This window comes from Amycolatopsis umgeniensis (assembly GCF_014205155.1).
In the GTDB taxonomy this organism is placed as follows: domain Bacteria; phylum Actinomycetota; class Actinomycetes; order Mycobacteriales; family Pseudonocardiaceae; genus Amycolatopsis; species Amycolatopsis umgeniensis.
On record NZ_JACHMX010000001.1, the window covers coordinates 4272362 to 4297796 of the forward strand.

The 25435-nt window shown below is 67.7% G+C and carries 26 protein-coding genes; 11 read left to right on the forward strand and 15 right to left on the reverse strand.

Annotated elements, in window-relative coordinates:
- Positions 1 to 52 precede the first annotated feature (52 nt).
- The gene (locus HDA45_RS19925) at positions 53 to 667 is read left to right on the forward strand and encodes a hypothetical protein (RefSeq protein ID WP_184897505.1); all 615 of its coding nucleotides are present in this window, start codon (positions 53 to 55) and stop codon (positions 665 to 667) included.
- 8 nt (positions 668 to 675) lie between these two features.
- Here the strand turns inward: HDA45_RS19925 and mctP are convergent, their stop codons facing one another.
- The gene (mctP, locus tag HDA45_RS19930) at positions 676 to 2319 is read right to left on the reverse strand and encodes a monocarboxylate uptake permease MctP (protein ID WP_184897508.1); all 1644 of its coding nucleotides are present in this window, start codon (positions 2317 to 2319) and stop codon (positions 676 to 678) included.
- Positions 2316 to 2594, reverse strand: coding sequence for a DUF3311 domain-containing protein (locus HDA45_RS19935; protein ID WP_184897510.1), 279 nt, complete (start codon positions 2592 to 2594; stop codon positions 2316 to 2318). The genes mctP and HDA45_RS19935 overlap by 4 nt, the downstream gene beginning before the upstream one ends.
- 203 nt (positions 2595 to 2797) lie before the next feature.
- Here HDA45_RS19935 and HDA45_RS19940 point away from each other — a divergent pair, with 203 nt between their 5' ends.
- Positions 2798 to 4414 (forward strand): alpha/beta hydrolase, encoded by a 1617-nt coding sequence (locus HDA45_RS19940; protein WP_184897512.1) that lies wholly within the window; start codon positions 2798 to 2800, stop codon positions 4412 to 4414.
- Between the two features lie 303 nt (positions 4415 to 4717).
- On the forward strand, positions 4718 to 4996 hold the full coding sequence (locus HDA45_RS19945) for a helix-turn-helix domain-containing protein (protein WP_184897513.1): 279 nt from the start codon (positions 4718 to 4720) through the stop codon (positions 4994 to 4996).
- 77 nt (positions 4997 to 5073) lie between these two features.
- On the opposite strand, the gene HDA45_RS19950 is transcribed toward HDA45_RS19945, so the two are convergent.
- The 11 genes from HDA45_RS19950 to HDA45_RS20000 all read right to left on the reverse strand — a co-directional run bounded on the left by HDA45_RS19950 (position 5074) and on the right by HDA45_RS20000 (position 16851).
- The gene (locus HDA45_RS19950; RefSeq protein ID WP_343072110.1) at positions 5074 to 5649 is read right to left on the reverse strand and encodes an EndoU domain-containing protein; all 576 of its coding nucleotides are present in this window, start codon (positions 5647 to 5649) and stop codon (positions 5074 to 5076) included.
- Positions 5650 to 5725: 76 nt separating this feature from the next.
- On the reverse strand, positions 5726 to 6973 hold the full coding sequence (locus HDA45_RS19955) for a DUF6297 family protein (protein ID WP_184897515.1): 1248 nt from the start codon (positions 6971 to 6973) through the stop codon (positions 5726 to 5728).
- Positions 6967 to 7572, reverse strand: coding sequence for an ABC transporter ATP-binding protein (locus HDA45_RS19960; protein ID WP_184897517.1), 606 nt, complete (start codon positions 7570 to 7572; stop codon positions 6967 to 6969). The genes HDA45_RS19955 and HDA45_RS19960 overlap by 7 nt, the downstream gene beginning before the upstream one ends.
- Positions 7569 to 8441 (reverse strand): TIGR03621 family F420-dependent LLM class oxidoreductase, encoded by an 873-nt coding sequence (locus HDA45_RS19965; RefSeq protein WP_184897519.1) that lies wholly within the window; start codon positions 8439 to 8441, stop codon positions 7569 to 7571. The genes HDA45_RS19960 and HDA45_RS19965 overlap by 4 nt, the downstream gene beginning before the upstream one ends.
- An 83-nt stretch (positions 8442 to 8524) precedes the next feature.
- Positions 8525 to 10348 carry a phosphoenolpyruvate carboxykinase (GTP) gene (locus HDA45_RS19970; RefSeq protein ID WP_184897521.1) on the reverse strand — a complete coding sequence of 608 codons (1824 nt, stop codon included), beginning with the start codon at positions 10346 to 10348 and terminating at the stop codon, positions 8525 to 8527.
- Positions 10349 to 10766: 418 nt separating this feature from the next.
- Positions 10767 to 11480, reverse strand: a complete 714-nt coding sequence (locus tag HDA45_RS19975) for a DUF6802 family protein (RefSeq protein ID WP_184897523.1) — start codon at positions 11478 to 11480, stop codon at positions 10767 to 10769.
- A 92-nt stretch (positions 11481 to 11572) separates the two neighbouring features.
- Positions 11573 to 13396 (reverse strand): dynamin family protein, encoded by a 1824-nt coding sequence (locus HDA45_RS19980; protein ID WP_184897525.1) that lies wholly within the window; start codon positions 13394 to 13396, stop codon positions 11573 to 11575.
- The gene (gene grpE / locus HDA45_RS19985) at positions 13393 to 13890 is read right to left on the reverse strand and encodes a nucleotide exchange factor GrpE (protein ID WP_184897527.1); all 498 of its coding nucleotides are present in this window, start codon (positions 13888 to 13890) and stop codon (positions 13393 to 13395) included. Before grpE ends, HDA45_RS19980 begins: the two co-directional genes overlap by 4 nt.
- Positions 13891 to 14042: 152 nt before the next feature.
- Positions 14043 to 14666, reverse strand: a complete 624-nt coding sequence (locus tag HDA45_RS19990) for a TetR/AcrR family transcriptional regulator (RefSeq protein ID WP_184897529.1) — start codon at positions 14664 to 14666, stop codon at positions 14043 to 14045.
- Positions 14663 to 15142 carry a YqeB family protein gene (locus tag HDA45_RS19995; RefSeq protein WP_184897531.1) on the reverse strand — a complete coding sequence of 160 codons (480 nt, stop codon included), beginning with the start codon at positions 15140 to 15142 and terminating at the stop codon, positions 14663 to 14665. The genes HDA45_RS19990 and HDA45_RS19995 overlap by 4 nt, the downstream gene beginning before the upstream one ends.
- Positions 15143 to 15270: 128 nt before the next feature.
- Positions 15271 to 16851 carry a dynamin family protein gene (locus tag HDA45_RS20000; RefSeq protein ID WP_184905831.1) on the reverse strand — a complete coding sequence of 527 codons (1581 nt, stop codon included), beginning with the start codon at positions 16849 to 16851 and terminating at the stop codon, positions 15271 to 15273.
- 151 nt (positions 16852 to 17002) lie between these two features.
- On the opposite strand from HDA45_RS20000, the gene HDA45_RS20005 reads away from it, so the two are divergent.
- From HDA45_RS20005 to HDA45_RS20015, 3 genes are all read left to right on the forward strand, one after another.
- A complete protein-coding gene (locus HDA45_RS20005; RefSeq protein ID WP_425491704.1) occupies positions 17003 to 18211 on the forward strand; it encodes a sensor histidine kinase in 1209 nt (402 codons plus the stop codon).
- Entirely contained in the window at positions 18208 to 18864 is a 657-nt protein-coding gene (locus HDA45_RS20010) for a response regulator (protein ID WP_184897534.1), read from the forward strand. Before HDA45_RS20005 ends, HDA45_RS20010 begins: the two co-directional genes overlap by 4 nt.
- A gap of 81 nt (positions 18865 to 18945) precedes the next feature.
- Positions 18946 to 19359 (forward strand): VOC family protein, encoded by a 414-nt coding sequence (locus HDA45_RS20015; protein ID WP_184897536.1) that lies wholly within the window; start codon positions 18946 to 18948, stop codon positions 19357 to 19359.
- An 89-nt stretch (positions 19360 to 19448) separates the two neighbouring features.
- Here HDA45_RS20015 and HDA45_RS20020 read toward each other — a convergent pair whose 3' ends face one another.
- Positions 19449 to 20348: an SDR family NAD(P)-dependent oxidoreductase gene (locus HDA45_RS20020; protein WP_184897538.1), complete on the reverse strand. Its 900-nt coding sequence runs from the start codon at positions 20346 to 20348 to the stop codon at positions 19449 to 19451.
- Between the two features lie 13 nt (positions 20349 to 20361).
- Positions 20362 to 20949 (reverse strand): TetR/AcrR family transcriptional regulator, encoded by a 588-nt coding sequence (locus tag HDA45_RS20025; RefSeq protein ID WP_184897540.1) that lies wholly within the window; start codon positions 20947 to 20949, stop codon positions 20362 to 20364.
- Positions 20950 to 21139: 190 nt separating this feature from the next.
- Here HDA45_RS20025 and HDA45_RS20030 point away from each other — a divergent pair, with 190 nt between their 5' ends.
- The 5 genes from HDA45_RS20030 (at position 21140) to HDA45_RS20050 (ending at position 25395) form a co-directional block, all read left to right on the forward strand.
- A complete protein-coding gene (locus tag HDA45_RS20030) occupies positions 21140 to 22078 on the forward strand; it encodes an ABC transporter ATP-binding protein (protein WP_184897542.1) in 939 nt (312 codons plus the stop codon).
- 29 nt (positions 22079 to 22107) lie between these two features.
- Complete coding sequence (locus tag HDA45_RS20035; RefSeq protein WP_184897544.1) at positions 22108 to 22839, forward strand: ABC transporter permease; 732 nt, start codon at positions 22108 to 22110, stop codon at positions 22837 to 22839.
- 175 nt (positions 22840 to 23014) lie between these two features.
- Entirely contained in the window at positions 23015 to 23935 is a 921-nt protein-coding gene (locus HDA45_RS20040; RefSeq protein ID WP_184897552.1) for an ATP-binding cassette domain-containing protein, read from the forward strand.
- The gene (locus HDA45_RS20045; protein WP_184897554.1) at positions 23932 to 24684 is read left to right on the forward strand and encodes a hypothetical protein; all 753 of its coding nucleotides are present in this window, start codon (positions 23932 to 23934) and stop codon (positions 24682 to 24684) included. Before HDA45_RS20040 ends, HDA45_RS20045 begins: the two co-directional genes overlap by 4 nt.
- Positions 24685 to 24843: 159 nt before the next feature.
- Entirely contained in the window at positions 24844 to 25395 is a 552-nt protein-coding gene (locus tag HDA45_RS20050; RefSeq protein WP_184905833.1) for a hypothetical protein, read from the forward strand.
- The last annotated feature ends 40 nt before the right edge of the window (positions 25396 to 25435 follow it).

Here is a 25435-nt window from a genome sequence, read left to right on the forward strand (position 1 = left end):
GCGCGAAGACGGCCGATACCCGGAGTTCACGCGGGCAGGGTTATCTGAGGGAGTGAACTGGATCGCGTATGTCGACGGCTACTGCGAACGTCTCGCCCCCGGTCTTTGGGGTGAGCCGCTCAACAGTCTCAGCAACCTCGCGTTCCTGGTCGCCGCGATCGCCGTCTGGCGGCAACCGAAAGGCCGCGTCTTCGCGACCCTCATCGGACTCGTGTTCCTCGGCAGCACGGCCTTCCACCTGCTCGCCACCCGCTGGTCCGCGGCCGCCGACAGCGCCTTCATCCTGGTGTTCGTCCTGTACTACGCGGCGGTGTTCCCGCGGGTGTTCTTCGGCGCGAGCCGTAAGGTCTCCTGGCTCGGAGTGCCGGTGTTCCTCGCGTTCACCGCGATCGTCGCCTCGATCGGCGGCGGCCTGTACCTCTCCGCGCTGATCGGGCTCGCGGTCTTCGCGATCGTGCTCAAGGGTGAAGATCGCCGCAGGTTCGCCCTGGCCGCCGGAGTCTTCGGTGTGTCCCTTTCGTTCCGCACGGCCGACCACACCGTCTGCGGGAGCTTCCCCACCGGGACGCACTTCGTCTGGCATCTGCTGAACGGCCTCGTCCTGTACCTCACCGCGACGGCGGCGACGAAAAAGGCCGCGTCCAAAGTGGACGCGGCCCCTTCGTGAACCTGGAACTAGTGGACGCCGATTTCGCGGAGATCCTTGTCGTGCTCGTCGGCGTGGTAGTCCTCGGGCTCGGTGTCGTCCGTGCCGTTGAAGACCTTCATCTGCCGCGCGACCACCGTGAAGATCACCGCGACCAGCAGGTTCGCCACCAGCGCCACGAAGCCGACGTAGATCTGCAGCTGCGAACCGCTGAGCGGGTGCCAGCCGAAGATCGACAGCTTGTCCAGCGCCAGCGCCGAGCCGCCGAAGTGCGCCTTGCCGGTCGCCGCGTTCGGGATGTTGTAGAGCATGATCAGGCCCCAGCCGATGCCGACCACCCAGCCCGCGATCAAGCCCCAGCGGTGGAACCACCGTGTGTAGAGCGAGATCGCCACCGCTGGCAGTGTCTGCAAGATCAGCACCCCGCCGATGAGCTGCAGGTCGATCGAGAACTGCGGGTCGATGAACAGGATGAACGCCACCGCGCCGAACTTCACGATCAGCGAAGCGAGCTTGGCCTGCTTCGCTTCCTGGCCCGGCGTCGCGTTCTTCTTGATGTACTCCTTGTAGATGTTGCGGGTCCACAGGTTGGCCGCCGCGATCGACATGATCGCCGCGGGCACCAGCGCCCCGATGCCGATCGCGGCGAACGCGATGCCGGCGAACCACGCCGAGAACTGCGAGTCGAACAGCACCGGGACGACGGTGTTCGTGTCGGGTTTACCGGTGGCGTTGTTGGTGATCGGCTTGACCGACGCACTGATCGCGACGTAGCCGAGCAGCGCCAGCAGGCCCAGGACCAGCGAATACGCCGGGAGCGCGACCATGTTCCGCTTGATCACGCTGCGCCCGCGTGAGGCGAGGACGCTGGTCAGCGAGTGCGGGTACAGGAACAGCGCGAGCGCCGAGCCGAGCGCCAAGGTGGCGTACTGCAACTGGTTGTTCGCGTTGAGCAGGATGCCGTCCGACGGCGAGGGAGTCTTGTCGAACTTCGCCTGGGCCGAGTCGAAGATCGCCGACCAGCCGCCGAGCTTCGAGGGCAGGTAGATGATCGCCACGATGATCACGAGGTAGATCAGGATGTCCTTGACGAACGCGATCAACGCGGGCGCACGCAGGCCGGACTGGTAGGTGTAGACCGCCAGGATGATGAAGGCGACCAGCAGCGGCAGGTGGCCGACGATCCCGGAGCCGTTGATGCCCATGGTCCGCAGCACCGCCTCGAGGCCGACGAGCTGGAGCGCGATGTACGGCATCGTCGCGATGATCCCGGTGATCGCGATCAGCAGCGCCAGCGTCGGCGAACCGAACCGGCCGCGGACGAAGTCGGCGGGCGTGACGTAACCGCGGACCCGGGAGACCGACCACATGCGCAGCGCGGGCATCAGCACGATCGGGTAGACGATGATCGTGTACGGAAGCGCGAACAGGCCCATCGCACCGGCGCTGAACATCAGCGCGGGGACGGCCACGAAGGTGTACGCCGTGTAGAGGTCGCCGCCGAGCAGGAACCAGGTGATCCACGACCCGAACTTGCGGCCGCCGAGGCCCCATTCGTCGAGGTGGTCCAGGGTGTTGCCGGCCTTCCAGCGTGACGCGACGAAGCCAAGGACGGTGACCACCGCGAAGAGGACCGCGAAGATGATCAACTCTGGCCACTGGATGTTGGTCACTTGACGTCCCCCTCGTCGAGCTCGTCCACGGACAACCGGTCGGGACGGTCACTGGTCGGCTTGTCCCTGGTCATCGCGTAGACGATCCCGGTGCACAGGACGCCGACGGCCACGAACACGAATTGGAACCAGTAGAAGAACGGCATCCCGAACAGCCGGGGGCCGTCCGTGTTGAACAAGGACGTGATCAGCACCAGCAACGGGATGATCAGCAGGAGGTTCCAGGGGCTGAACTGAAAACCCCTCACCTTCCCGTCTGCCTTACCTGACGCCATCGGACCTCACCTAACGTTCCCGTACCCGGATGGACCCGATGACCCTAGAACCTCTCCCCCACCCGGGTCACGCGTGCCCGATATCGATTTGATCAGCGACGCCCGTTCCGACGAAGGGCGGTTGCCGTCCCGCTCCCCGCCGGATATCAATAGCCGCAAGTCGCGAACAGGAACCTTCGCACGCAAGATCAAAGGGGCATCGGATGAAGAAACTCCGCTATGCGGTGGTGATCCCGGCTGTCGCCGGCACCATGCTGGCCGGGTTCACTCCTGCGTTCGCAGGACCGGAGGCTGCCAAACAGCAGCCTCTGAACTCCACCAACATTCCGGCGCAGTACGCGAACCAGAAGCTCGACTGGCACAAGTGCACGGCGAACGAGCTGCCGTCCGCGCCGCCGCCGGGGGCCGAAAACATCGAGTGCGCGACCTACCGGGCGCCTCGCAACTGGTACAAGTCGAACGAGAACATCGACCTGACGATCGCCGTCAGCCGCCTCGCCGCCACCAGCGGCAACGCGACGGCCAGCGTCATCACGAACCCCGGCGGCCCCGGCGCGCCCGGCCGTAACTTCCCGGCGCGTCTGCGCAACCAGACGAAGCTGCGCGCGAACCAGGAGATCATCGGTCTCGACCCGCGCGGCACCGGCAAGAGCACCAACATCACCTGCGGCAACGCGATCGGCACCGGCTCGGACCTCGACCCGCGCGACCGCAGCCGGGCGAACCTCAACCTGATCCTGGACGCCACCAAGTACGCGGCGGACTCCTGCCAGGTGAAGTCCGGCGAGCTGGGCCCGCTCATCAACACCGCCCAGACCATCCGTGACATCGACCTGCTGCGCGTCCTCCTGGGCCGCGACAAGATCAACTGGGTCGGCTACTCGGCGGGCACCTGGATGGGCGCGCACTACGCGCAGCAGTTCCCCACCCGGACCGGCAAGTTCCTGCTCGACTCGTCGACCGAGTTCACGACGACCTGGCAGAACTCCTTCGACGGGCAGCCGCTCGGCTTCGAGCGCCGCTGGCGTCAGGACTTCCTGCCGTGGATCGGCAAGTACAACAAGGTCTACAACTTCGGCAAGAACGGCGAAGCCGCTCGTCAGAGCTACGAGAAGGTCCGCTTCGCGCTGACGCAGAACCCCGTCGAGGTGGACGGCGTCCCGGTTTCGGCCAACGCCCTCGACTCGACCATCGCGTCGTACCTCTACTCGAAGCGCAACTTCCCGGCACTGGCCGACTACCTGGTCAACCTGAAGACGCTGACCGAGGGCACCGGGACCCAGCAGCAGAAGGCCTCGGCCGCCCAGAAGGTCAAGGCGGAGACCGTCGACGGTGACGGCGTCATCGGCCCGCAGCCGCTGTTCGTCCCGAGCGACGGCGACGCCTACAACGCCAGCTTCTGGTCCATCCCCTGCAACGAGGGCCCGTGGACCGGCAACCGGCAGAGCGTCATCCGCCAGTCGCAGAAGCTGATCGACCGCGATCTGCCGCTGCTCGGCGCCGGCTGGCTGATCCAGCCGTGCATCTTCTGGAAGAACAAGCCGGTCGACCTGCCGAAGCTCGACGGCCGCGGCGTCCCGCCGGTGCTGATCGTCCAGTCGGTGCACGACCCGGCGACCCCGATCGAGGGCGCGACCCGTGCGCACCGCGCGTTCGCCAACTCGCGGATGATCACGGTGACCGGTGAGGGTGACCACGGCATCTACGCCGGCGGCAACGCGGGTGTGGACAAGGTCGTGGAGGACTTCCTCGTCGACGGCAAGGTGCCGAACGACCAGAGCCTCCCCGGACTCCCACTTCCGGTGCCCGCGGGCGGCTGAAGCCCCTAGGGATTGTGGCCCCGTCGAGTTTCGGCTCGGCGGGGCCTTTCCTGTGGGCGGTCCACACACCTGTGCACAGAGTTATCCACAGGCTGGGGGTAACTCGGTGGGGACAACTCAGCGGGCGGCGGTGGCCAGTGGGTCGGGTTGGTCGCGAGTGGCGTTCCGGGTGTCGCGAAAGCCACTTTCGGGACGTCTGATGTCCTGAAAGTGGCTTTCGCGACATCACGGTCGCGAAGAGGTGTGAGCCGGGAAACGCCACTCACGACCAGCAGGCGCGCGACCGGTATTAGTATTGGCCTCATGGTGCGAGTGCCGTTGACGGACGAGGAACGCGAACGAGGCGAGCGGCTGGGGCTGGCGCTCCGGGACGCGCGCGCGTCGGCGTCGCGAAGCATGGTCGAGGTCGCGACGGAGGCCGGGATCTCGGTGGAGACGCTCCGGAAGATCGAGACCGGCCGGATCCCGACACCCGCCTTCTTCACGGTGGCGGCGATCGCGGACGCCGTCGGGCTGCCGCTGGACGTGCTGCGGGCGACCGTGGAAAACACGGGCGCCGGAGAGGTCGCCGAAGCCAGTTAGGGCGATCTCGCGTGATCAGAGGGCGATCTCGCGTGATTAGAAGGCGATCTCGCGTGATTGGGGGCGGATCACGCGAGTCAGGGGCGCAGGGTGGCCAAGGTGTGCGCGCGGTCGTTCAGGTAGAGGAAGCCGTCGATCGGCAGGTCGAAGCTGTTCAGCAGGCTTTCCAGGGTGGCGAATTCGTCCACGCCGAGCCGTAGGTTCTCGTTCACCGCGTGCGCGACGAGGACGTCGGCCAGTTCTTCCCACTCACCCGACCAGTGCAGGGTGCGGTAGAAGGCGAGGACGTCCGGCGCGACGCGGTCGGCGATCTGGTCGAGCAGGCTGTCGCCGAAGAAGCTGATGCGGCCGGCGGCCAGGTCGGCGACTGTCGGGTTCGCCGGGTCGGCCGCGGCATCGGGATTGCGGACCACGCCGGGACCCGCCACCGGATAGCCCGTCTTGACGTCGCCGTTGTCCTCGACCAGCACGATCAGGTGCACGCCGTACCGCTCGCCCGCGCAGCGCCAGCGGCCGTTGTGCTGTCTGCGGCGGGGTTCGCTCGGATCGTTCGCGACGTCCTTGATCACCGCGATGATCTGCTCGTCGGTCCAGCCCGCGGGGAACTCGCTGGTCGCCCGCCGCCCCTTGCCCGGTGCGTGCCCGCCGCCCACTCGTGCTCCTTTCGTCGCATCGAGGGTAACCCGCGTTCGGAGTATTCGAATGATCCGAACGCGGGAACGGGTGACCTCAGGCGATCACGGACAGCAAGACGGAACCGACGACCAGCACGTCGACTCCCCTCAGCGCTTGGAGCCCGGCGGCACCGCCGCTGACGTCGTAGTTCATCGGCGGCCGGGTCGCCGTCCGGAGCGCGGCGAAGACGGCGAGCGGGATCGCGAGCCACACCGGCCAGGCCGGAGTCACCCCGAGCGTCAGCGTCACCAAGCCGAGCAGGCCTCCCCAGCCGAGGCCGAGCACCGCGATCACCAGGCCGTTGACCAGCCGTAGCTCCCAGTCGGACGCGCCGAGCCATCGCCTGCGGCCGGGGTTGCGCCACAGTTCGCCGAGCCCGCCGACGAACGGCACCAGCGCCGCGTACGCGCCGAGCGCGAACAGCGGCCCCGCCGGGACGGCCGGGAACGCCAGATGTCCGGCACCGACCAGGCACGCGATCACCACACTGGCCGCCGCGAAACGCGAACGGCCGAGCACCCCGGCCCACGCGAGCCGCAGCGCCGTCGGACGCCGCAGCGAAAGCCAAGGCACCGGCTTCGATTCCGGGATCAGCAGCATCGGGTCCATGAAGACCGCGGCCATCGCCCGCAGGAGCCGCGCGTTCCAGCCGTCGACGAGGTCCTGGCGCCCGACCCTGGACACCGGTTCGCCGCCGAAGGCCACCGCCACCGCGACAACGAACAGCGCACCGGCCAGCACTTCGACCGCGATCGGGCCCAGCCCGGCGGCGGCCACCGCCAGACCGGCCACCGCGAGCACGACCGGCGCGAACGTTTCCCCGCGGATCGCGGTCCGCCGCGCGGTGACGGCGGCCAGGACCGCCCCGGCGGCGGTCAACGCCGACATCGCGATCCAGACGTCCTTCGATCCGCCGCCGATCGCGGTGACCAGCGCCCCGGTGTAGCCGACCACCACGACCAGCCCGAGCCAGAGCGTCCACATCCGCTTCGCGACGACACGGCGCCTGTCGACACCGGCGAAGTCCATCCACGTCAGCGCCGCCGGTTCGGCCCAGACGAAACCGCGGCGCAACAGGCTGCGCCAGAAGATCGCGCACAGCACGATCAGCAGGCCGAACACCGCCGGGAAATCCACAAGGGACTGTCCAAAAAGGAAATGACGCAGCTTCGGCAGGTTCTCGAACGCGGTGAAGAGCGCGCCGAAACCGAACAGCGCGAGAAAGGTCTGGTAATCCCCGTTGAGCAGTCCGCCGAATCGCTGTCGTCCCGGAACGTGCGTGGGGGCCTTCGTGGTCACCACAGCTCGAGGGTCGAGTCGGCCGCTTCGAGCAGCGGGGGATGGTGTGTCGCCACCACGACCGCCGCCCCGGCGCCGGTCGAACGCGCGATCAGCGACGTCAGCCATTCCTTCCCGGCGACGTCGAGCGCCCGCTCGGGCTCGTCGAGCAGCAGGACGTCGTGCGGCCGCGCCGTCGCGCCGAGGAGCAGCAGACGGCGGCGCTGCCCGGCGGAGAACTTGCCCGCGGTGACCTTCGCGCGTTCGGACAGGCCCGCGTCCGACAACAAGGCTTCGTGATCGCCGAGATCGGCTCCGAACGAACCCTCCAGCACTTCGAGATGCTGGAGCGGGGTCAATTCGGCGAAGAAATCGGAATCGTCGAACAGGACGGAGACCTTGCGGCGAAAGGAAAGGTCACGCTCGTCGGGTTTTCCGCCCGCGACGACGACGCGTCCTCGTTGCGGCGCCTGCGTTCCGTACAGGCACCTCAGCAAAGTCGATTTCCCGACCCCGTTCGGGCCCGCGATCACCGCGCATTCGCCCGCTTCGACCTCGAAATCGAGGTCTTCGAACAACCAGTGCTCCCCGGCCTTGACGCCGAGCCCGCGTACGTCGATCATTTGCCGCGCACCAGGTCGATCACCGGTGCGAGCGGCTCCATATTGCGCTCGAGCACGGTGAAATACGTCAAGCCGAACCGCTCGCGATGGGCGAGGATCTGTTCGGCGATCTGCTCGTGGGTACCGATGAGCACCGTCGGCACTTCGGCGAGCTGCTCGACGGTGAGCGTGCCCTTCAGGAATTCGTGAGCACTTTCCAAACCCGCACGCCGATCGCGGGTCACCGTGACCACTTGCGAAATGACGTTGAATTCGGCGGCGCGGCCACGCAGTTTCTCGCGGACGAAAGCCACGCGTCCGTCGATCCCGGCCGCGTCGTCGAGAACCAGCGCACCCCCGTCGGGAACGGCCGCCGTACCGGAGAATCCGATGATGTCGGCGTGTTCGGCGGCCAAGGCGAGCACCCTGTCCCCTCGACCGGCGATCATCAGCGGCGGGCCCGGTTTCTGCACGGTTTCCGGTTTATGGCCTTCGTCCGCGTAAAGCCTTTTGAGCTCTTTGATGGTGTGTTCGAGGTGTTCGACGCGCAGGCCGGCACGGGGGAATTCCATCCCCGCCGCTTCGAATTCGGCCTTCCGGTACCCGGCGCCGAGACCCAGTTCGAGCCTGCCTTCGGTGAACTGGTCCGTGCCGGTGACGTCGCGGGCGAGCAGCACCGGATTGTAGAAAGCGGTGTTGATGACGAACGTGTTGAGCCGCACCCGCTCGGTCACCTCGGCGGCGAGCACGAGGGCGGGAAAGGGCGGCGCCATACCCAGATGGTCCGCCGCACCAACGACGTCGAAACCGAGGGCTTCGGCCTTGCGGCATTTCTCGACCCACGCCGCCCGGCTGTCCGGGACGACCATGTTCACGCCGAACTTGAGCATGCGGCCACGCTACCCATGCCGAAAGAGAAAGGCCTCATCCCCAGGAATGACCATGGGGATGAGGCCTTCTCCGGTGTTCAGGATCAGCCGAGACGCTGCTTCAGCGCGTCCAGTTCGTCACGCAGCGAAGACGGGACCTTGTCGCCGATCTTCTCGAACCACTCCTCGATGAGGGGCAGTTCCTTGCGCCACTCGTCGGCCGAGACGTCCAGTGCGGCCTGGATGTCGGCCAGCGGCTCCTTGAGGCCCTCGGTGTGGAGGTCCTCGGCGTTCGGCACGAAACCGACCGGGGTCTCGTTCGCGTTGCCCTTGCCCTCGACGCGCTCGATGACCCACTTCAGGATGCGCGAGTTCTCGCCGAATCCCGGCCACAGGAAGCGGCCGTCGTCGCCACGGCGGAACCAGTTGACGTAGAAGATCTTCGGCAGCTTGTCGGCGTCGGCGTTCTTGCCGAGGTCCAGCCAGTGCTTGAAGTAGTCACCGGCGTGGTAGCCGAGGAACGGCAGCATGGCCATCGGGTCGCGGCGCACGTTGCCGACCGCGCCGGCGGCGGCCGCGGTGGTCTCCGACGACATGGTGGCGCCCATGAACACGCCGTGCTGCCAGTCGCGGGCCTCGTTGACCAGCGGGACCGTGGTCTTGCGGCGGCCGCCGAAGAGGATCGCCGAGATCGGCACGCCCTTCGGGTCGTCCCACTCGGGCGCGAGGATCGGGCACTGCGACATCGGGGTGCAGTAGCGCGAGTTCGGGTGCGCGGCCTTCTCTTCCGACTCCGGCGTCCACTCCTGCTTCTTCCAGGAGGTGGCGTGCTCGGGCTTCTCGCCCATGCCCTCCCACCAGACGTCGCCGTCGTCGGTCAGCGCGACGTTCGTGTAGACCGTGTTGCCCTTTTCGATGGTGCGCATCGCGTTGGGGTTGGTGTGCCAGTCGGTGCCCGGCGCGACGCCGAAGAAGCCGAACTCGGGGTTCACCGCGTACAGGCGGCCGTCCTCGCCGAACCGCATCCACGCGATGTCGTCACCGAGGGTCTCGGCACGCCAGCCGGGGATGGTCGGCTGGAGCATGGCGAGGTTGGTCTTGCCGCAGGCGCTCGGGAAAGCCGCCGCGACGTAGTGGACCTTGTCCTCCGGCGAGATCAGCTTGAGGATCAGCATGTGCTCGGCCAGCCAGCCCTCGTCACGGGCGATGACCGAGCCGATGCGCAGCGAGTAGCACTTCTTGCCCAGCAGCGAGTTGCCGCCGTAGCCGGAGCCGTAGCTCCAGATCTCACGGCTCTCGGGGAAGTGCGAGATGTACTTGGTGGTGTTGCACGGCCAGGAGACGTCCTTCTGACCCGGCTCCAGCGGGGCGCCGACGGAGTGCAGCGCCGGGACGAACGAACGCTCGGTGCCGTCCTCGGTGACGAACTTGTCCAGCGCGGCCTTGCCGGCGCGGGTCATCACGCGCATGGAGGCGACGACGTAGGCGAAGTCGGTGATCTCGATGCCGAGCTTGGGGTCCTCGGCTCCGAGGGGGCCCATGCAGAAGGGGATCACGTACATCGTGCGACCGCGCATGCACCCGCGGTACAGCTCGGTCATCGTGGCCTTCATCTCGGCCGGGTCCATCCAGTTGTTGGTGGGACCGGCGTCTTCTTCGTTGTCCGAACAGATGAAGGTGCGCTCTTCGACGCGGGCGACGTCATTCGGGTCGGAAGCGGCCCAGTACGAGTTGGGCTTCGCGTCGAGCTGCACGAACGTGCCGGCGGAGACCAGTTCGGCGTTGATACGCGCGGCCTCTTCGTCGGACCCGTCGACCCACACCACGCGGTCCGGAGTGGTCAGTTCGGCGACCTCCCGGACCCAGGACAGCACGCCGCTGTGCGTCGTCGGCGCTTTTTCCAGTCCAGGGATGGCGACTGCGGTCATCTCTACTCCTGACTTCCGACGGCAGAAGCCCACATCGGGAACGACGCTGTTCCGATGCGGGCTTCAGTGCCGGCGACCGAATGGCTTCGCACACCGGCGGGAAGACCGGTGTGCAGGTTTTGGGATTCCCCGAGAGTAGCCGGATGACCGGCAGGTAACCGAGAGCTGACCTGTCGGTTCTCTCACAAGAACGATAAGGGAATCGATTCAGTATCACCGGAATGGGCCATACGCAGAAATTCTTCCGGTGATCGACGGCACAACCGCCAGACCCTCAGTGGGCGAATCGGACACGAGAAAGCCCGGTACGAGGTCTCGTACCGGGCTGTTCTGTGACCAGAATTACACCGAATTGCCGGAAGAATGGACTGGACCACTCACGAATGGGTATCCGTATTGGTTTAGTCCATTTCCGGATTCAGTTCGGGCTGATCCACTGGCCGGTGGCGGAATCGATCTTCGCCACTCCTTCGAGTGTTTGGGTGCCCGCGCCGCCCCAGGCCGCGTCGCCTGCCGGGTCGCCGGCGGGAGCGCTCGCGAAGGCCGAGCCGATGTCCTCATTGACCACACCGCTGCTGGTCTCGGTCCACTGGCCGGGCCCGGTGTGCTCGTAGGTCTTGGAGTTGCCGGAAGCGTCGGTCTCCACCGCGATGTCGGCTTTGCCGTCGCCGTCCTTGTCGGTGAAGGCGATCGTGCGGCCGTCCTCGGTCTGGATGACGGCGGTGTCGGGGGTCCCGTCGCCGTCGGTGTCGATCGTCGGCGGGCCGACCTCGACGTCGCCGCTGGGCATGTCGGCGTGCATGGTGCCGCTGGTGCCCGCGTCGCTGCCGCTGTCGTCGCTGCCGCCACCGGCCTCGACCCACGCGCCGGACGATTCGTCGTAGACGGCTTCCTGGACGACCTTGCCGTTCTCGTCGAGCACCGCGTACTGATCGGCGTCGCCGTCGCCGTCGGTGTCGACGAACGCCTGGCCGGTGCCGTCGTCGTGCTGGATGACGGCGGCGTCGTTCACGCCGTCCTTGTCGAGGTCGTAGTTGAGCTCGGCCTGGTACTCCTCGCCGTCAACGTGGACCGTGACCGCCTCCGTGGAGCCCGCCTCGGTGTCCGTGCCGCCGCTCTCGTCGACCCACATGGGATAACCCCCTCGTTGACCTGCTGGTGTGTCGAAGCTTAAGACTCACCGTAGGCCCGTTCGGTTCCGGTCCACAACACCGGCCACCCTGGTCAGGCGTCGCGCAGTGACCGGATGCGACCGAGAAGCGACTCCGCGCGATCACGGCCGTCGGAGACGTCCTTCAAACGCTTCGCTACCGACGAGATCTTCTTGGCCCGTTCCTGCGCGCCCATCTTGATCGTCTTGTCGACTTCCTTCAACTCCGCCTCGATCGCGTCGATGCGGCGGCCGAGGGCTTCGTCGAGCGCCATCGACAGCTGCTGTTCGGCCTCGATCAGCTGCTCCGCGACGAGCTGGTCCAAGGTGGACCGCGCGTCGGCGATCGCCTCGACCAGCCATTGCTTCATATGCTGCTTGTCCGACGCGTGCTTGCGGGTCCGCGCCATCCACCATCCGGCGCCGAGGCCGATGATGATCGTGGCGGGCAGGATCACCGGGTTCAGGATCGCGACACCGGCCAGTGGCAGCGCGGCGACCTTCCCGGCACCGAGTCCGCCGGAAACACCCATGAAGATGAGCAATTTGTCTTCGGCCGTCGGCGGTTTCTTGTCCGGCGGGCGCAGGACGACCGGCGGACCGCCCGCCCTGGCGAACTGGCCGCGGATGATGTCGAGCTCTTCGGCCGAGAACAGCTCCGAAAGCGCGACGTTGGTGACCTGGTTGAGCCGCTGGGAGAGCAGCATCGAGATCCGCTGCGACGTCGTCTGCAGCGCGATGTCGACCTGCTGGGGCAGCGCGGCGAGGTCGTCACGCTTCGCGCCGTCGATCCGCTGCCGGAAATGGGTCGACGCGTCGCGCATCTGCCTGCTGGTCTCGTGCCCGACCTCGACGCGGGTCCGCTGGATCTCCGCGCGCAGTTTCAGCTGCCAGCCCCGGGTCGAAGAGCGGCGCTCGGTGGTCAGGTCGTCGCGGCGCTGGCGCAGCTGTTCCGCCTCGGCCTCACCGGCCGACAGCGCGCGGCTTTCCGCCTGCAGCTTCGCCTTGAGTTCGCCCAGCGCGCTCGAAAGCGCGCGCAGCGTGTTGGCCTCGCCCAGCATCGCCGAGCGGCCGACCAGCAACTCCTGCAGCGCGCCCTGCAACGCGGCGATCCCGGCCTTCTCGCGCAGCATCATGGCCATCTGCTCGTTCGGGGCCTTGGCCGCCGTCTCGAACATGCGCGCGGACACCGGGTGGAACACCGCGTCGGCGAACCGGGGAGCGTGCTCGGCGAGCAGCCGCCTGTCGGCTTCGAGCACCTCGCGCCAGCCGCGGAACTGGTCGGTTTTGGTCAGCGCGAACAGCACTGTCTCGACGCGCTCGCCCATGTCATGCAGGAACTGCAGTTCCGGCGCGGTGAAGGGAGAGGAAGCGTCGACGACGAACAGCAGCGCGGTGGCGCCCGCGGCAGCCTCCTTCGCCAGTTCGCCGTGCATCGAGTCGAGTCCGCCGACGCCCGGGGTATCCACAATGGACACACGCTCGAGCAGCGGGACCGGCCCTGAAACCTCGACGTAGCGCGGCGGGAGCTGGCCTTCCGGCAGTTCGTGCGCGGCCGAGACCCAGTGGATCAGGTCGTTGAGGTTGATCGGCACCGGTGCCAGCTGGCCCGGATAGCAGGCTTGGGCGGACCACTGCTGGGCGTGCTCGAAGACGAGGTACGTCGCCGTGGCGACGTCGGCGTCCACAGGGGACAGTCCCGGCATGGAGAGGAGCGCGTTCACGAGCGAGCTCTTGCCGCGGTTGGTCTCGCCGACCACCACGACCGACGGCTTCTTCGGCCGCGCCTTCCGGATGTCCTCGACCCATTTCGCCGCCTGAGGATCGGCTTCGCGGACGACGGTGAGCAGCTGCTCGCGGGTGCTTTGGACGACCGCGGGCAAACCGGGTGCGGTCACTGGGCCTTCTTCGCGTAGACGATGACGATCGGCGCGCGCAGGACGCGGTCGTGATCGGCGAAGCCGACGACCTCGGTCTCCGCGACGAGCCCTTCGAGCGCCGGGTCTTCGGTAGCGACCGCGCCACCGGCCTCGTGCACGGCGGGGTCGAACCGCTCGCCGTCGGGACGCAGGGCACGGACGCCGATCCCGGCGAGACCGTGTTCGAGCCGCTCGACGACGCCGCCGCTGCGGGCGCGATCAAGGGCGTACAGGCAGAGCTGGATCAGCGCCTGCCTGTCGGCGAGAGCCTGTTCGAGGTCGGCCGGACCCGTGGTCGTGGACTCCACATCGGTCTTCGACGTGGCTTCGACGGCCTCGGTTCCCTCGGGCGGCGAAGTCGCGCCGTCCGCCTCGGCGATGATCGCCGCGATGCTCACCGCCGCGATCTGGCCGGTGGGCACGTCATCCGGATTCTCCTCGTCGACCGCCTTCTTGCGCAGCCACGCACCCACTGTGTTACCTATCGCGCCCCCGCGATCGCGCTGCCAGAGCGCGCCTCTCGTAGTCCGATCGCGTTCACCCGACAGGCGCGCCCTGCCATCACGATAGCGGGGCCTGACGGCCGAAAAGCGCGACTTCAAAAGATCAAAAGACCTTGGTCACTTTAGCCGGTGGAACTGTTCCCTGTGACCGAAACGGGGCGAAGGAATCTGGCGACGAGCACCTTCATCACCGCGAGTTCCGCGGCCGGATCGAGGTCCGGCTCCAGAATCACGCGGGAGAGCGGCGCGTCGATCAACGCGACGAGCCAGCTGGCCGCCGTTTTCGGCTCGAATCCGGGATCGATCCGGCCCGCTTCCACGGCGCGTGTCACGAGGCCGACCAGTGCGTCGCGCAGGACGCGATCGTTGCCCTGGACCAGCTCGGCGAGTTCGGGGTCGCGGGCGCACTGCGCGGCGACCTCGAGGACGAGCTTGGCCGCGACGGGATGGAGGAGCTGTTCGGACATGTGGGCGATGACCTGGAGGATCGCCTCCCACGGATCCTCGATCTCACGGGCGGCCGCGATCAGGGCCGCGGTTTCGTCGCCGTCCTGTTCGAAGATGCCGACGAACAGCGCGCGTTTGTTCGGGAAGTAGTGGAACAGGCTGCCGGTGCTGATCCCCGCGACACGGCAGATCTCCGCCGTCGTGGTCTTCTCGAAGCCCTTCTCCGAGAAGCACCACGCGGCGGCGTCGAGGATGGCGCGGCGTTTCGCCTCGTGCTTGGCCGGGTCGACCGTCCTCATTTCACCGCCGGCGGTTCGGCGTGCCAGGGGTAGCCGTGCTCGATGAAGGCCTTGGCGACGGCTTTGCGATCGACGTCGCTCTTCTGCCGCGCCAGTTCCCGGCCGTCGGCGGCGAGCAGGACGAGCTCCTTGTCGTCGAAGAAGACGGCCTGCAGCTTGGCTTCGTAGGCGCGGGTGCGCCCCTTGACGGTGAGGGTGATGCGGGTCGGCGTCACCTTGACGATGAGCCGCTCGTGCGCCCAGGCCGCGGCGAACAGCAGGCCGAGGACCAGGCCGGCGCCGGCCCCGGCGATCGGGCCCCACGGGTCGGGGATGTCCGAGACGAGCTGGAACGGGCCCTTGAACGGGACCCAGCTCAGGGAGACCACCCAGTCGGCGATCGACTGGAGGAACCAGCCGATCGCGGCGCCCACCAGCGGACAGCCGAGCCAGGAGGCCGTGCGCAGCCACTGGGGCTCGTCGACGATCGTTTCCATGGTGCCCATTATTAGACCGAGCGCTCGGTTTATCAATCCTGGGGCCCGGAACCGGCCGCGTTCAGTCCTCTGGATGCGGTAGTTGCGCGTGCAAGTACCGCATCCAGAGGACTGAACGCGGGGGTGCGTCAGGCCTGCGGGTCGCGGATCTGCTGCCAGATGAGGAAGTAGGCCCGGTGCACGACGTGCGCGACGCGGCTCTGGGCGGGCGTCGCGCCGAAGGACGCGAAGGAGCGCCACCAGCCGGCGCGTTCGAGTGCGTGGGCGGCGAGATCGGCACGGGGAGCGCCCGGTTTGCCGAGCTGGGCGCCGATGTCGGCGTTGCTGCCGACCCGCAGGACCTCCTCGGACAAGTCCTCGGGCATGTCGACAGCGCCGGACGCGACCAGCGTGAGCGCTTCGAGCAGCCGCAGCTGGTGCGCTTCGGGCTTGGCCAGCAGGACCTCGATCGCGTCGTGGACGCGCTGCCGTTCGGCCGGGTCGCCCGAGGCGTGGGCCAGCGCGGTGACCGAAGCCAGCGCGGCGGCCGCCTTGATGCCGTCGGCGCGGGCGGCGAAGACGATGCTCAACCGCTGGCGGACGGCTTCGAGACCGGAGGCGTCGAGCAGCTTCCGCCGCAGCGAGCCCGCGGTGATCTCGGGTTCCTTGCGGATCGCTTCGACGGCGTACCGGACGCCGAACAGGTCCAGCTTCTCCAGCAGCCGCAGCCGGACGCCCGCCGCGACGTCGCAGTCCCAGCTGGTGAAGATGTCGGCCGAGATCAGCATGGTCTCGAGGATGTCGTCGTCCATCTCGGACAGCTGGCGCAGCGCCTCGGCGTCCCCGGAGGTGAACCCGCCGGACTCCGCCGACTCGGCGATCAACCCGATCACCGGCAGCACGTCCGCGATCCTCGGCTTCAGCGTCGCGGCCTGCTTCTCCGACAGCAGCGTCGCGGCCTTCCACACGTCGCCGCCCGAGCCTTCGACCGACTCCGGCGCGATGGTGTCCGCCTTGTTGAGCACCGCGATCGCGTTGACCGGACCCGCCTCGCGGCTCGCTGTCGCGGCGGTGAACGCGGCGAGCGCCTGCTGGTCGTCGGCGCGCACGCCCTGTGTGACGACGTAGAGCACGGCCTCGGCGCCCGCGACGGCGTTGCGCGAGGTGTCGTCCAGCTCGTCCGAACCCTCTTCGTCGTCCTCTTCGTCGTCGTCGGGCTTGCGGTGCTTCGCCGCGCCCAGCAACTGCTCGGTCCGCGACACCGACGCGGCGTCGAGCGACCCGAGGCCGGGGGTGTCGATGACGGTCATGCCCTGCAGGACCGCGTTGGTGAGGTACGCCTCGATATGCGAGACCTTGTCGATGTCGATGCCCAGCTCGGCCGGGATCATCCCGTCGGCGGCGAAGGGCAGCACCTGCTTGCGGCCGTCGGTGAAGACGATCTCGACGCGGTCGACGGTTCCGTACTGGAACCGGGTCACCAGCCGGGTGCACTCGCCGACGTCGGTCGGCGCGACGCGGCGCCCGATCAGGGCGTTGACCAGCGTGGACTTCCCCGATTTGATCCGGCCCGCGACGGCGACCTGGAGCGGACCGCCCAGTCTGCGCAGCACCTCGGCGAAACCGGCCGCGGTCCGTGCGGACACCTGCGGCTGGAGCCGATGACACAGGTTCGCCACCGACATCGACAGCGGGCCGGCGAGACGGCCCTGTTCCGTCGGTGACGTCACGGCGCCTGTCCCCTCCCAGTCGTCAAAGCCTGCCGGGTCGAATCGTGCCATGCCGCTCATCCTCGGGTCGCACCGAAGGTGGTACCGGCGACCGACGCGCGAGCGGCCATGGCCGACATAGTGTTACCAGGTGCGACGGTTAAGCCTCTGGATGCGTGCTCACCCCATGGCCGGGGACAGTTTCATCGCCGTCGTCCTGTTGCTGACCGACCTGCTGTTCTTCGTGGCGGCGGTCGAGACGCCGGAAGTCCCGATGCCGCCCTGGTACGTGGTGCTTCCGCTGGACATCGCGATGGTCGCCCCGCTGGTCTTCCGGCGGAAGGCCCCGCTGTGGTCGGCGTATCTGCTGCTGCTGATCGGCATCCCGCACGGTGCGCTGGAGCTGGGCGCGGCCAGCGCGTTCGCGGTGATCATCAGCATCTACTCGGTGCTGGTGTACGTCGGACGCAAGCAGGGGCTGCTGTACCTGCTGGCCACCTTCGTCACGTCGGGGGTCCAGCTGTGGGTCGACCCGCCGGAAGACATCTGGGTGCTGGCCATCATCGGCGTCTTCTCGGCCGCGCTGTGCTGGACGCTGGGCGAATTCGCGGGCGCGAGGCGCGCCTATCACGAGGAGGTGGAAGCCAGGTTGCATCTACTCGAGACGGAACGGGACCAGGCGACCAGGATCGCCGTCGGTGAAGAACGCGGACGGATCGCCCGTGAGCTGCACGACGTCGTCGCGCACGCGGTGAGCGTGATGGTCGTGCAGGCCGATGGCGCGTCCTACGCGGTCGACGGGAATCCCGAGATGGCGAAACGGGCCTTGCAGACGATTTCGGAGACCGGCCGCGGCGCGCTCGCCGAACTGAGGCGGCTGCTGGACGTGCTCCGCAGCGACGATGACGACGAGCCGCGGGTGCCGCAGCCGGACGCCAGCGCGCTGACCGACCTCGCGGACCGGATCCGCCAGGCAGGCGTGCCGGTGACACTGGCGATCGGCTCCGACGCGCTGGACGGGCTGCCCGCGGGTGTCTCGCTCGGCGTGTACCGGATCGTGCAGGAGTCGCTGACGAACACGCTGAAACACGCCGGCCAGGGCGCGCAGGCGGAGGTGCTGGTGCGCCGGGAGAAGGACGTGATCGACGTCCGGGTCACCGACGACGGTGCCGGCCGCGCGAAACAGCTGGTACCCGCCGCCACGAAGACGGCGTCACATGCCGCACCGGCCGGTCCGAGAAAGCTCTCGGTCCCCGGTGGGAACGGATTGATCGGAATGAGGGAACGGGCGAACGTCTTCGGCGGCACGCTGGAGGTCGGACCCGCTCCCGGTGGAGGGTGGCAAGTGCACGCGAGGCTCCCGGTTAGGTTGGCGACGTGATCCGAGTGGTGGTCGTCGACGACCAGGAATTGATGCGCGTCGGGTTCCGGATGGTCCTGGGCGCGCAGGCGGACATCGATGTCGTCGGCGAGGCGGGTGACGGTGCGCAGGCCATCCGCATGGCGGAGGAACTGCGGCCGGACGTCGTGCTGATGGACGTCCGGATGCCGGTGCTGGACGGGGTCGAGGCGACGAAGCGGATCGTCGAGGCCGGGACGGCGCGGGTGCTCGTGATGACGACGTTCGACCTGGACGAGTACGTCTATTCGGCGCTGCAGGGCGGGGCGAGCGGGTTCCTGTTGAAGGACACGCAGCCGGATCACCTGGTGTCGGCGCTGCGGGCGGTCGCTTCGGGCGACGCCGTGGTCTCGCCGTCGGTGACGCGGCGGCTGCTCGACCGGTTCGTCGGCCGCGGCGGAAAGCCGATGCGGGACGCGACCGAGCTCGACGTCCTCACCGAACGGGAGCGCGAGGTGCTCGTGCTGATCGCGAAGGGCCTCTCGAACCTGGAGATCGCCGAGACACTGTTCCTGTCCGAGGCGACGGTGAAGACGCACGTCGGGCGGATCTTGTCCAAACTGGATCTGCGCGACCGGGTGCAGGCCGTGGTGCTCGCCTACGAGACCGGTTTGGCGCGTCCCGGGGTCACCTGAAATCCGCCAGGGAAAGTGGTCATTCGGTGAGCACTTTGCGATGGATCCTTGTCTTCGGAGCCACTACCTGAGGAGAAGGACATGCTGCGAGGTCTCACCACCACCACGTTCTACGCCGACGACATGACCGCCGCGATCGAGTGGTACTCGGACCTCTTCGGGATCGAGCCGTACTTCGTCCGCAACGGTCCTGACGGCTCGCCCGCGTACGTCGAGTTCCGGATCGGCGACTACCAGCACGAGTTCGGCCTGGTCCGCGGCGACTACCGGCCGCCGCTGGCCCAGCCCGGCCCCGGCGGGGCGATCGCGAACTGGGCCGTCGACAACGTCGAGGACGCCTTCGCGAAACTGCTCGAGAAGGGCGCGAAGGAGTACGAGCCGATCATCGAGCGCGGACCCGGGTTCGTCACCGGGGCGGTCGTCGACCCGTTCGGCAACGTCCTCGGCGTCATGGTCAACCAGCACTACCTGGACGTGCTGGCCGGGAAGAAGTAGCCCCCGGGCGGTGGTTCGAGTGTCGCGAAAGCCACTTTCGGGGCATCTGACGTCCCGAAAGTGGCTTTCGCGACACGGCTAGCGCGGCGTCAGCGGTACAGGGAGTGATCCGCCGTCTCCGGATCCTTGCCCGTCTCCCTGACTTCGGCCATCCACTTGCCGAAGTCGGGGCGCGAGCCGTCGACGTCGGTCAGGCCGTACTCGTTCATCAGCGTCCACGACGCCAGCGTCTTGCCCGCGAACCGCGAGACCTCCGGGTCGGTCGCCAGCTTCGCGACGCCCCGGCCGAGCAGCGTCGGGGTCTCCGAGATGGCGAAGTCGACCGGGGCCGCCTTGCCCACCGCGTCACGCCAGGTCTCCTCGGTGATCCCGAAGTAGTCGAGCATCGCCTCCGACCGCAGGAAACCCGGCGTGACGGTCATGCCGACGCAGTCGTACTTCTTCAGTTCGGCACCGAGCGCCCTGCCGATCGCGCGGATCCCGCATTTCGCGAGGAAGTACGGGATTCCCGCGCCGACGTACTCGTCATGGTCACCGTCGGTGACCTCGATGACGAGACCGCCCTCCCGTTTCACGACCAGCGGCAGCAGCCGGTGCAACGCGATCAGGTGCGTGTCGAGCGCGTTGTGCACCAGCGTGAGCGCGTCGTCGAGGCTGGAATCCCAGTACGCCCCGTCGAAGTCCGCGAACTGGTCTCCGCCCCAGACGTCGTCGACCAGCAGGTCGATCCGGCCGTCCACTTCGGACTCGATCCGCGCCCTCAGCGCGTCCACATCGGACACTTCGGTGAAGTCGGTGCGGACCGGGATCCCCCGGCCACCCGCCGCGTCGACGAGCTCCGCGGTGTCCTCGATCGTCTCCGACCGCTTCATCGGCGACTGCCGGTCCCGGGTCGTACGGCCGGTGACGAACACCGTCCAGCCGAGCCTGCCCAGCTCCACCGCGATCGCCCGGCCGCATCCCCGCGTCGCCCCCGTGACGACGGCCACTTTCCGGGTCCATTCAGGACACTCCTTTCCACGCGGTCAGCACCGCGTCCACGTCTTGCCCCATTCGGTCGACGATCCGGCCCTTCGGCCGGATCGACCAATCCAGCGCGGCCCCGTTCGCCACCCCCAGCAGCACGCGCGCCGCCCGGACGACACCCGGGGCACCCGGGGCACCCGGGAGGTCACGCGCCGCGACGCGCATCAGCCGTCGTAATTCCGCTTCCACGGCGGTGAAGTGATCACCCAGCAGGGCACGCAGTTCCGGATCCCCGAGGTCCACTCCGAGCTGTCCGAGATGGTTCGCCGCGGTTTCCGCCGTCCCCAAGCCCTCGTAGATCACGACGACCGCCGCGCGCAGGGCCTCCACGGGATCGGCCAGCTCGCCGCAGTCCCGCATCAGCCCTACGACGGACTCCGTGTTCAACCGGCTCAACGCCTGGAGGAGGCCGTTTTTCGAGCCGAACCGCTGGGCGACGGTGCCGACCGCGACCCCGGCCTCCGCCGCCACCTGGGCGAGGGTGAAACCGGGGCCGACCCTGCCGATCACGGTCCCCGCCGCTTCCAGCAGGCGTTCGTCGGTGATGGTGCGAGGTCTCGCCATGCCATTATTGAACCACGGTTCATTAACCCTGGCGAATCAGGGTCACTCTCAGGGGTATCACCGATCGCGTACGACGTCGGGAGACGGCAAGCTACTTCTCAGGTCGGGTACCAGGTTGGCACCTCAGGATGACGCGCTCGGCCACCCACATGGACGACGATTGTTTTCGCAGTCGCCGAGGGGAGCAGACATGATCGAGGCAGTGGGCCTCACCAAGCGGTACGGCAAGACACTGGCGGTGAACAACCTGTCCTTCTCCGTCGCGGGAGGGGAGGTCACCGGATTCCTCGGCCCCAACGGGGCGGGCAAGTCGACGACCATGCGGATGATCCTCGGCTTGGACAATCCGACCTCGGGCCAGGTGCGCATCGGGGGCAAGCTGTACCGCGAGCTCAAGGAGCCGCTGCGGACGGTCGGCGCGCTGCTGGACGCCAAATGGGTGCACCCCAACCGGTCGGCGCGGGCGCATCTGCAGTGGATGGCGAAGTCCAACAAGATCCCGGCGGCGCGGGTCGACGAGGTGCTCGAAACCGTCGGGCTCACCAGTGTCGCCGGAAAGCGCGCCGGCGGATTCTCCCTCGGCATGTCGCAGCGGTTGGGGATCGCGGCGGCACTGCTGGGTGACCCGGAGGTCCTCCTCTTCGACGAGCCGGTCAACGGCCTCGACCCCGAGGGCATCCTCTGGATCCGCAAGTTCATGCACCGGCTGGCCGACGACGGCCGCACGGTGTTCGTTTCCTCGCACCTGCTTTCGGAGATGGCGCTGACCGCGAGCCAGCTGGTCGTGATCGGCAAGGGGCAGCTGATCTCCCAGTCCTCCACCGAAGACTTCGTTTCGCGGGCCGCCGAGAACACGGTGAAGGTCCGGTCGCCGCAGCTGCCCGCCCTGCGCACCGTGCTGAGCCAGGCGAGCGCCCAGGTCGCCGAAGACGGCAAAGCGCTCGTCGTGTCCGGTCTGGACAGTGAAAAGATCGGCGAGATCGCCGCGGCCAACCAGATCGTGCTGCACGAGCTCAGCCCGCAGACCGGCTCCCTGGAGCAGGCCTTCATGCAGATCACCGGCGATTCGGTCGAGTACCACACCGGTCTCGAAACCGAAGCCGCCGAAGTGGTCGCCGCCGGCCAGTAGCCAACCACTCTTCCGAGGAAAGAAACGCCATGACTCTGCTCGCCGTGGAACGCATCAAGCTGTTCACCACACGCTCACCCTGGTGGTGCGCGCTGGCCGCACTGGCGGTCGTGATCGGTTTCGCCGCCATCGTCTCCGGTGCCGCACCCGCCGGTGAACTCACCGACGTGAGCCTGACCCAGTTCGGCTACGGCTTCGGGATGGCCGTGATCATGGTGCTCGCCGCGCTTTCGGTGACCACCGAATACCGCTTCGGCACCATCCGGACCACCTTCCAGGCCGTCCCGAACCGCACCTCGGCGCTGCTGGCCAAGACCGGCGTCGTCGCGATCCTGTCGCTCGTGATCGGTGAGGTCGCCGCGTTCGGCGCCTGGGGCCTCGCCTCGGTCATGCGGCCGGAAGATCTCGCACTGAACACCACCGTGGAGTGGGTCGGCGTCGCCGGCGTGGGCGTGGTGTTCGCACTCGCCTCGGTGATCGCGGTCGCCATCGGCGTGCTGATCCGGCACAGCGCCGGCGCCATCTCGCTCCTGCTGATCTACGCCCTCGCGGTGGAGAACCTGATCCAGCTCATCCCGCGGATCGGCAAGGACATCTACGAGTGGATGCCGTTCCGCGTCGCCGACAGGTTCCTCAACGGCACGGGATCGGCCGCGGCCGAATCGGCGTTGAGCCAGGGCGGTGCGCTGGCCTACTTCGCGGGCTTCGCGGCGATCCTGCTGACCATCTCGCTGGTCGTCGCGAACAAGCGCGACGCGTAAGAACTTCCACAGGGGAGAAGGCCGGTCGTCAGGCTCGGGGGAGCGGGGCGATCCGGACGGGGAGAAAAAGGGGAACAAGGACCGGGCCGCCTTATCGGGGGGCAGCCCGGTCCTTTCCCGTCGGGCCTCACGGCGGCACGTTCGGTAATGTCGGAATCCACCGGAGGGAGGGCCGATGATCAAGGCCACCAAACTCACGAAACGCTACGGCGACAAGCTCGCCGTGGAAGACCTTTCCTTCACCGCCGAAGCAGGACGGGTGACCGGCTTCCTCGGCCCCAACGGGGCGGGGAAGTCCACCACGATGCGGATGATGCTCGGGCTCGACAACCCCACGTCGGGCTCGGTGACCATCGACGGCAAGGCCTACCGCGAGCTGCGTGATCCACTTCGGACGGTCGGCGGCATGCTCGACGCCACCTGGCGGCACCCCGGCCGGACGGCGCGCGAACACCTCCGCTGGATCGCCGCGTTCAACGGCCTGCCCGACAAACGCGTCGACGAAGTGCTCAACCTGGTCGGGCTGGGGTCGGTCGCGGGCAAACGGGCGGGGCAGTTCTCGCTCGGGATGTCGCAGCGGCTCGGGATCGCGACGTCGCTGCTGGGCGACCCGCGCGTGCTGCTGTTCGACGAACCGGTCAACGGGCTCGACCCCGAAGGCATCGTGTGGATCCGGCGGCTGATGCACGCGCTCGCCGCCGAAGGCCGCACCGTGTTCGTGTCCAGCCACCTGCTGCCGGAGATGGCGCAGACCGCGCAGGACCTCGTCGTGATCGGTCGCGGGAAGCTGATCTACCAGGGCACGATGGAGGACTTCGTCGGCCGCGCGAAGGGTCTCGGGGTGCGGGTCCGCAGCCCGCATCTGCCCGAGCTGAGGGAGGCGCTGACCGGCAAGGGCGCCGAATTCCGCGAGGAGGAAGGCGCGCTCATCGTGTCCGAAATGGACAGCGACGACATCGGCGAGCTCGCGTTCGCCGCGGGCGCGACCCTCCACGAACTGAAGCCGCTCACCGGCTCTCTCGAACACGCGTACATGCAACTCACCGCCGAAGCCGTCGAGTACGGCACCGGCGGAGTCCCGGAGGTCGTCCGATGACAGCGGCGAACATGCTCCGCGCGGAACGGATCAAGCTGCTCAGCACGCGCGCGCCCTGGTGGTGCGGCGGCATCGCGGTCGTGGTGGCCCTCGCCTACACCGCGTTGTTCTTCGGTTTCGTTCCGTTGGAGGGGCAGACCGACGTCACGTCGACCCAGATCTCCAGTGCCCTCGGGCGCACCGTGGTGCTGATCCTCGCCATTCTCGCCGCGGCGACGGAGTTCAACTGGGGCACGATGAAACTCACCTTCCAGGCGGTGCCGTCCCGAGTGCCGGCCCTGCTGGCGAAGGGCGCCGTCGTCGGGGTGTTCTCGGGACTGGTCGGGCTGCTGGTGGGCTTCGGCTCGTGGGCTGTCGCGTATCTGATCAAACCGGCCGCCGACCTGGGGCTGACCTCGGGCGCGGACTGGCGTGCGGTGGCGGGCCAGGGAGTGACCTTCCTGCTGACCGGGCTGCTCGGCGTCGGGCTCGGCCTGCTGTTCCGCAGCCCCGCGTTCGCCCTCGGCTTCGCGTTGGTCTGGACGCAGTTGATCGAAGGTCTCGTCATGCTGATTCCGAAGATCGGCGACGACATCTACCAGTGGATGCCGTTCTTCGCGGCGAATCAGTTTTCCGGGCCGGATCTGACGGTTTCGATGCTGAAACTCGAGCCGCCCTTGGGGCCGTGGGGCTATTTGGCTTATTTCGCCGGTATCTGCGTGGTTGTTTATGCGGCCGGGCTGATGATCACCCATCGAAGGGATGCGTGAGCTTTTACCGCGGCCAAAGGAGTTAAGTCCACGTTAAGAGCCTGTGGCTTCTCTCACAGGATGCGGACATACTGTTCCTGACCGGGCGATGCTCGGGATGAGCCCTTTTTCGGCTCTCGGCCCCGGAGGTGATCCTTGACGGTGGATTCCGGTCAGGGAGTGGAACGCACGATCCCGCAAGCCCGCACGGAAAGTATGCAGCCTCGGCTCGAGCCCATGCTCGACCTCGAATGGTCACAGGCGATCGAACTGCCCCGCTCGGTGGCGTCCGCGACCCGGCCATCCGATATTCGCCGCGCCTGGGTACACCGCGCGCCCGAAGATCTCGTCGTCGCGCTGTACCGCGCGTCCAGTGGAATGCACGGGGAAATCCCCGCGCCGTGGTGGCTTCGCGCCGTCGTGGAAGGCAGGCTCGAATCGCGGGAACTCGGTTTCCGCATCGAAGATCGCATCGCAGGCCTGCTCGGCAGGCGTCCCGGTTGGGAATTCGTCCCGTGGGCCGCGGACGGGGAATCCGGCTACTGGGAGTTCATGCCTTCCGAACGCGGGGCTTCCGGTCATTCGATCCCGACCACGGTGCTGAACACCAGCCGTCACGACGGCTGGATCGACGTTCTCCCCGCCCATTCCAGTACGACGCCGCCGCCGATCTCGGTCGGCGGATTCGCCGGGCTGCGCTCGCGGCTGGGGGAGTTCGAAGCGGTCCGTTAACCACCGCGTTTAATGGGCTGGTGGAAAACGAGGACCAGCC

Bases quoted from the DNA above. Each gene is read 5' to 3' on its own strand.
- HDA45_RS20030 (WP_184897542.1), top strand. From the start codon at position 21,140: ATGATCGAGGCAGTGGGCCTCACCAAGCGGTACGGCAAGACACTGGCG.
- HDA45_RS20035 (WP_184897544.1), top strand. From the start codon at position 22,108: ATGACTCTGCTCGCCGTGGAACGCATCAAGCTGTTCACCACACGCTCA.
- HDA45_RS19970 (WP_184897521.1), bottom strand. From the start codon at position 10,348: ATGACCGCAGTCGCCATCCCTGGACTGGAAAAAGCGCCGACGACGCAC.
- HDA45_RS19990 (WP_184897529.1), bottom strand. From the start codon at position 14,666: ATGAGGACGGTCGACCCGGCCAAGCACGAGGCGAAACGCCGCGCCATC.
- HDA45_RS20040 (WP_184897552.1), top strand. From the start codon at position 23,015: ATGATCAAGGCCACCAAACTCACGAAACGCTACGGCGACAAGCTCGCC.
- HDA45_RS20045 (WP_184897554.1), top strand. From the start codon at position 23,932: ATGACAGCGGCGAACATGCTCCGCGCGGAACGGATCAAGCTGCTCAGC.
- HDA45_RS19935 (WP_184897510.1), bottom strand. From the start codon at position 2,594: ATGGCGTCAGGTAAGGCAGACGGGAAGGTGAGGGGTTTTCAGTTCAGC.
- HDA45_RS19975 (WP_184897523.1), bottom strand. From the start codon at position 11,480: ATGTGGGTCGACGAGAGCGGCGGCACGGACACCGAGGCGGGCTCCACG.
- HDA45_RS19995 (WP_184897531.1), bottom strand. From the start codon at position 15,142: ATGGAAACGATCGTCGACGAGCCCCAGTGGCTGCGCACGGCCTCCTGG.
- HDA45_RS20025 (WP_184897540.1), bottom strand. From the start codon at position 20,949: ATGGCGAGACCTCGCACCATCACCGACGAACGCCTGCTGGAAGCGGCG.
- HDA45_RS19940 (WP_184897512.1), top strand. From the start codon at position 2,798: ATGAAGAAACTCCGCTATGCGGTGGTGATCCCGGCTGTCGCCGGCACC.
- HDA45_RS20005 (WP_425491704.1), top strand. From the start codon at position 17,003: ATGCGTGCTCACCCCATGGCCGGGGACAGTTTCATCGCCGTCGTCCTG.
- HDA45_RS19960 (WP_184897517.1), bottom strand. From the start codon at position 7,572: ATGATCGACGTACGCGGGCTCGGCGTCAAGGCCGGGGAGCACTGGTTG.
- HDA45_RS19965 (WP_184897519.1), bottom strand. From the start codon at position 8,441: ATGCTCAAGTTCGGCGTGAACATGGTCGTCCCGGACAGCCGGGCGGCG.
- HDA45_RS20015 (WP_184897536.1), top strand. From the start codon at position 18,946: ATGCTGCGAGGTCTCACCACCACCACGTTCTACGCCGACGACATGACC.
- HDA45_RS19945 (WP_184897513.1), top strand. From the start codon at position 4,718: ATGGTGCGAGTGCCGTTGACGGACGAGGAACGCGAACGAGGCGAGCGG.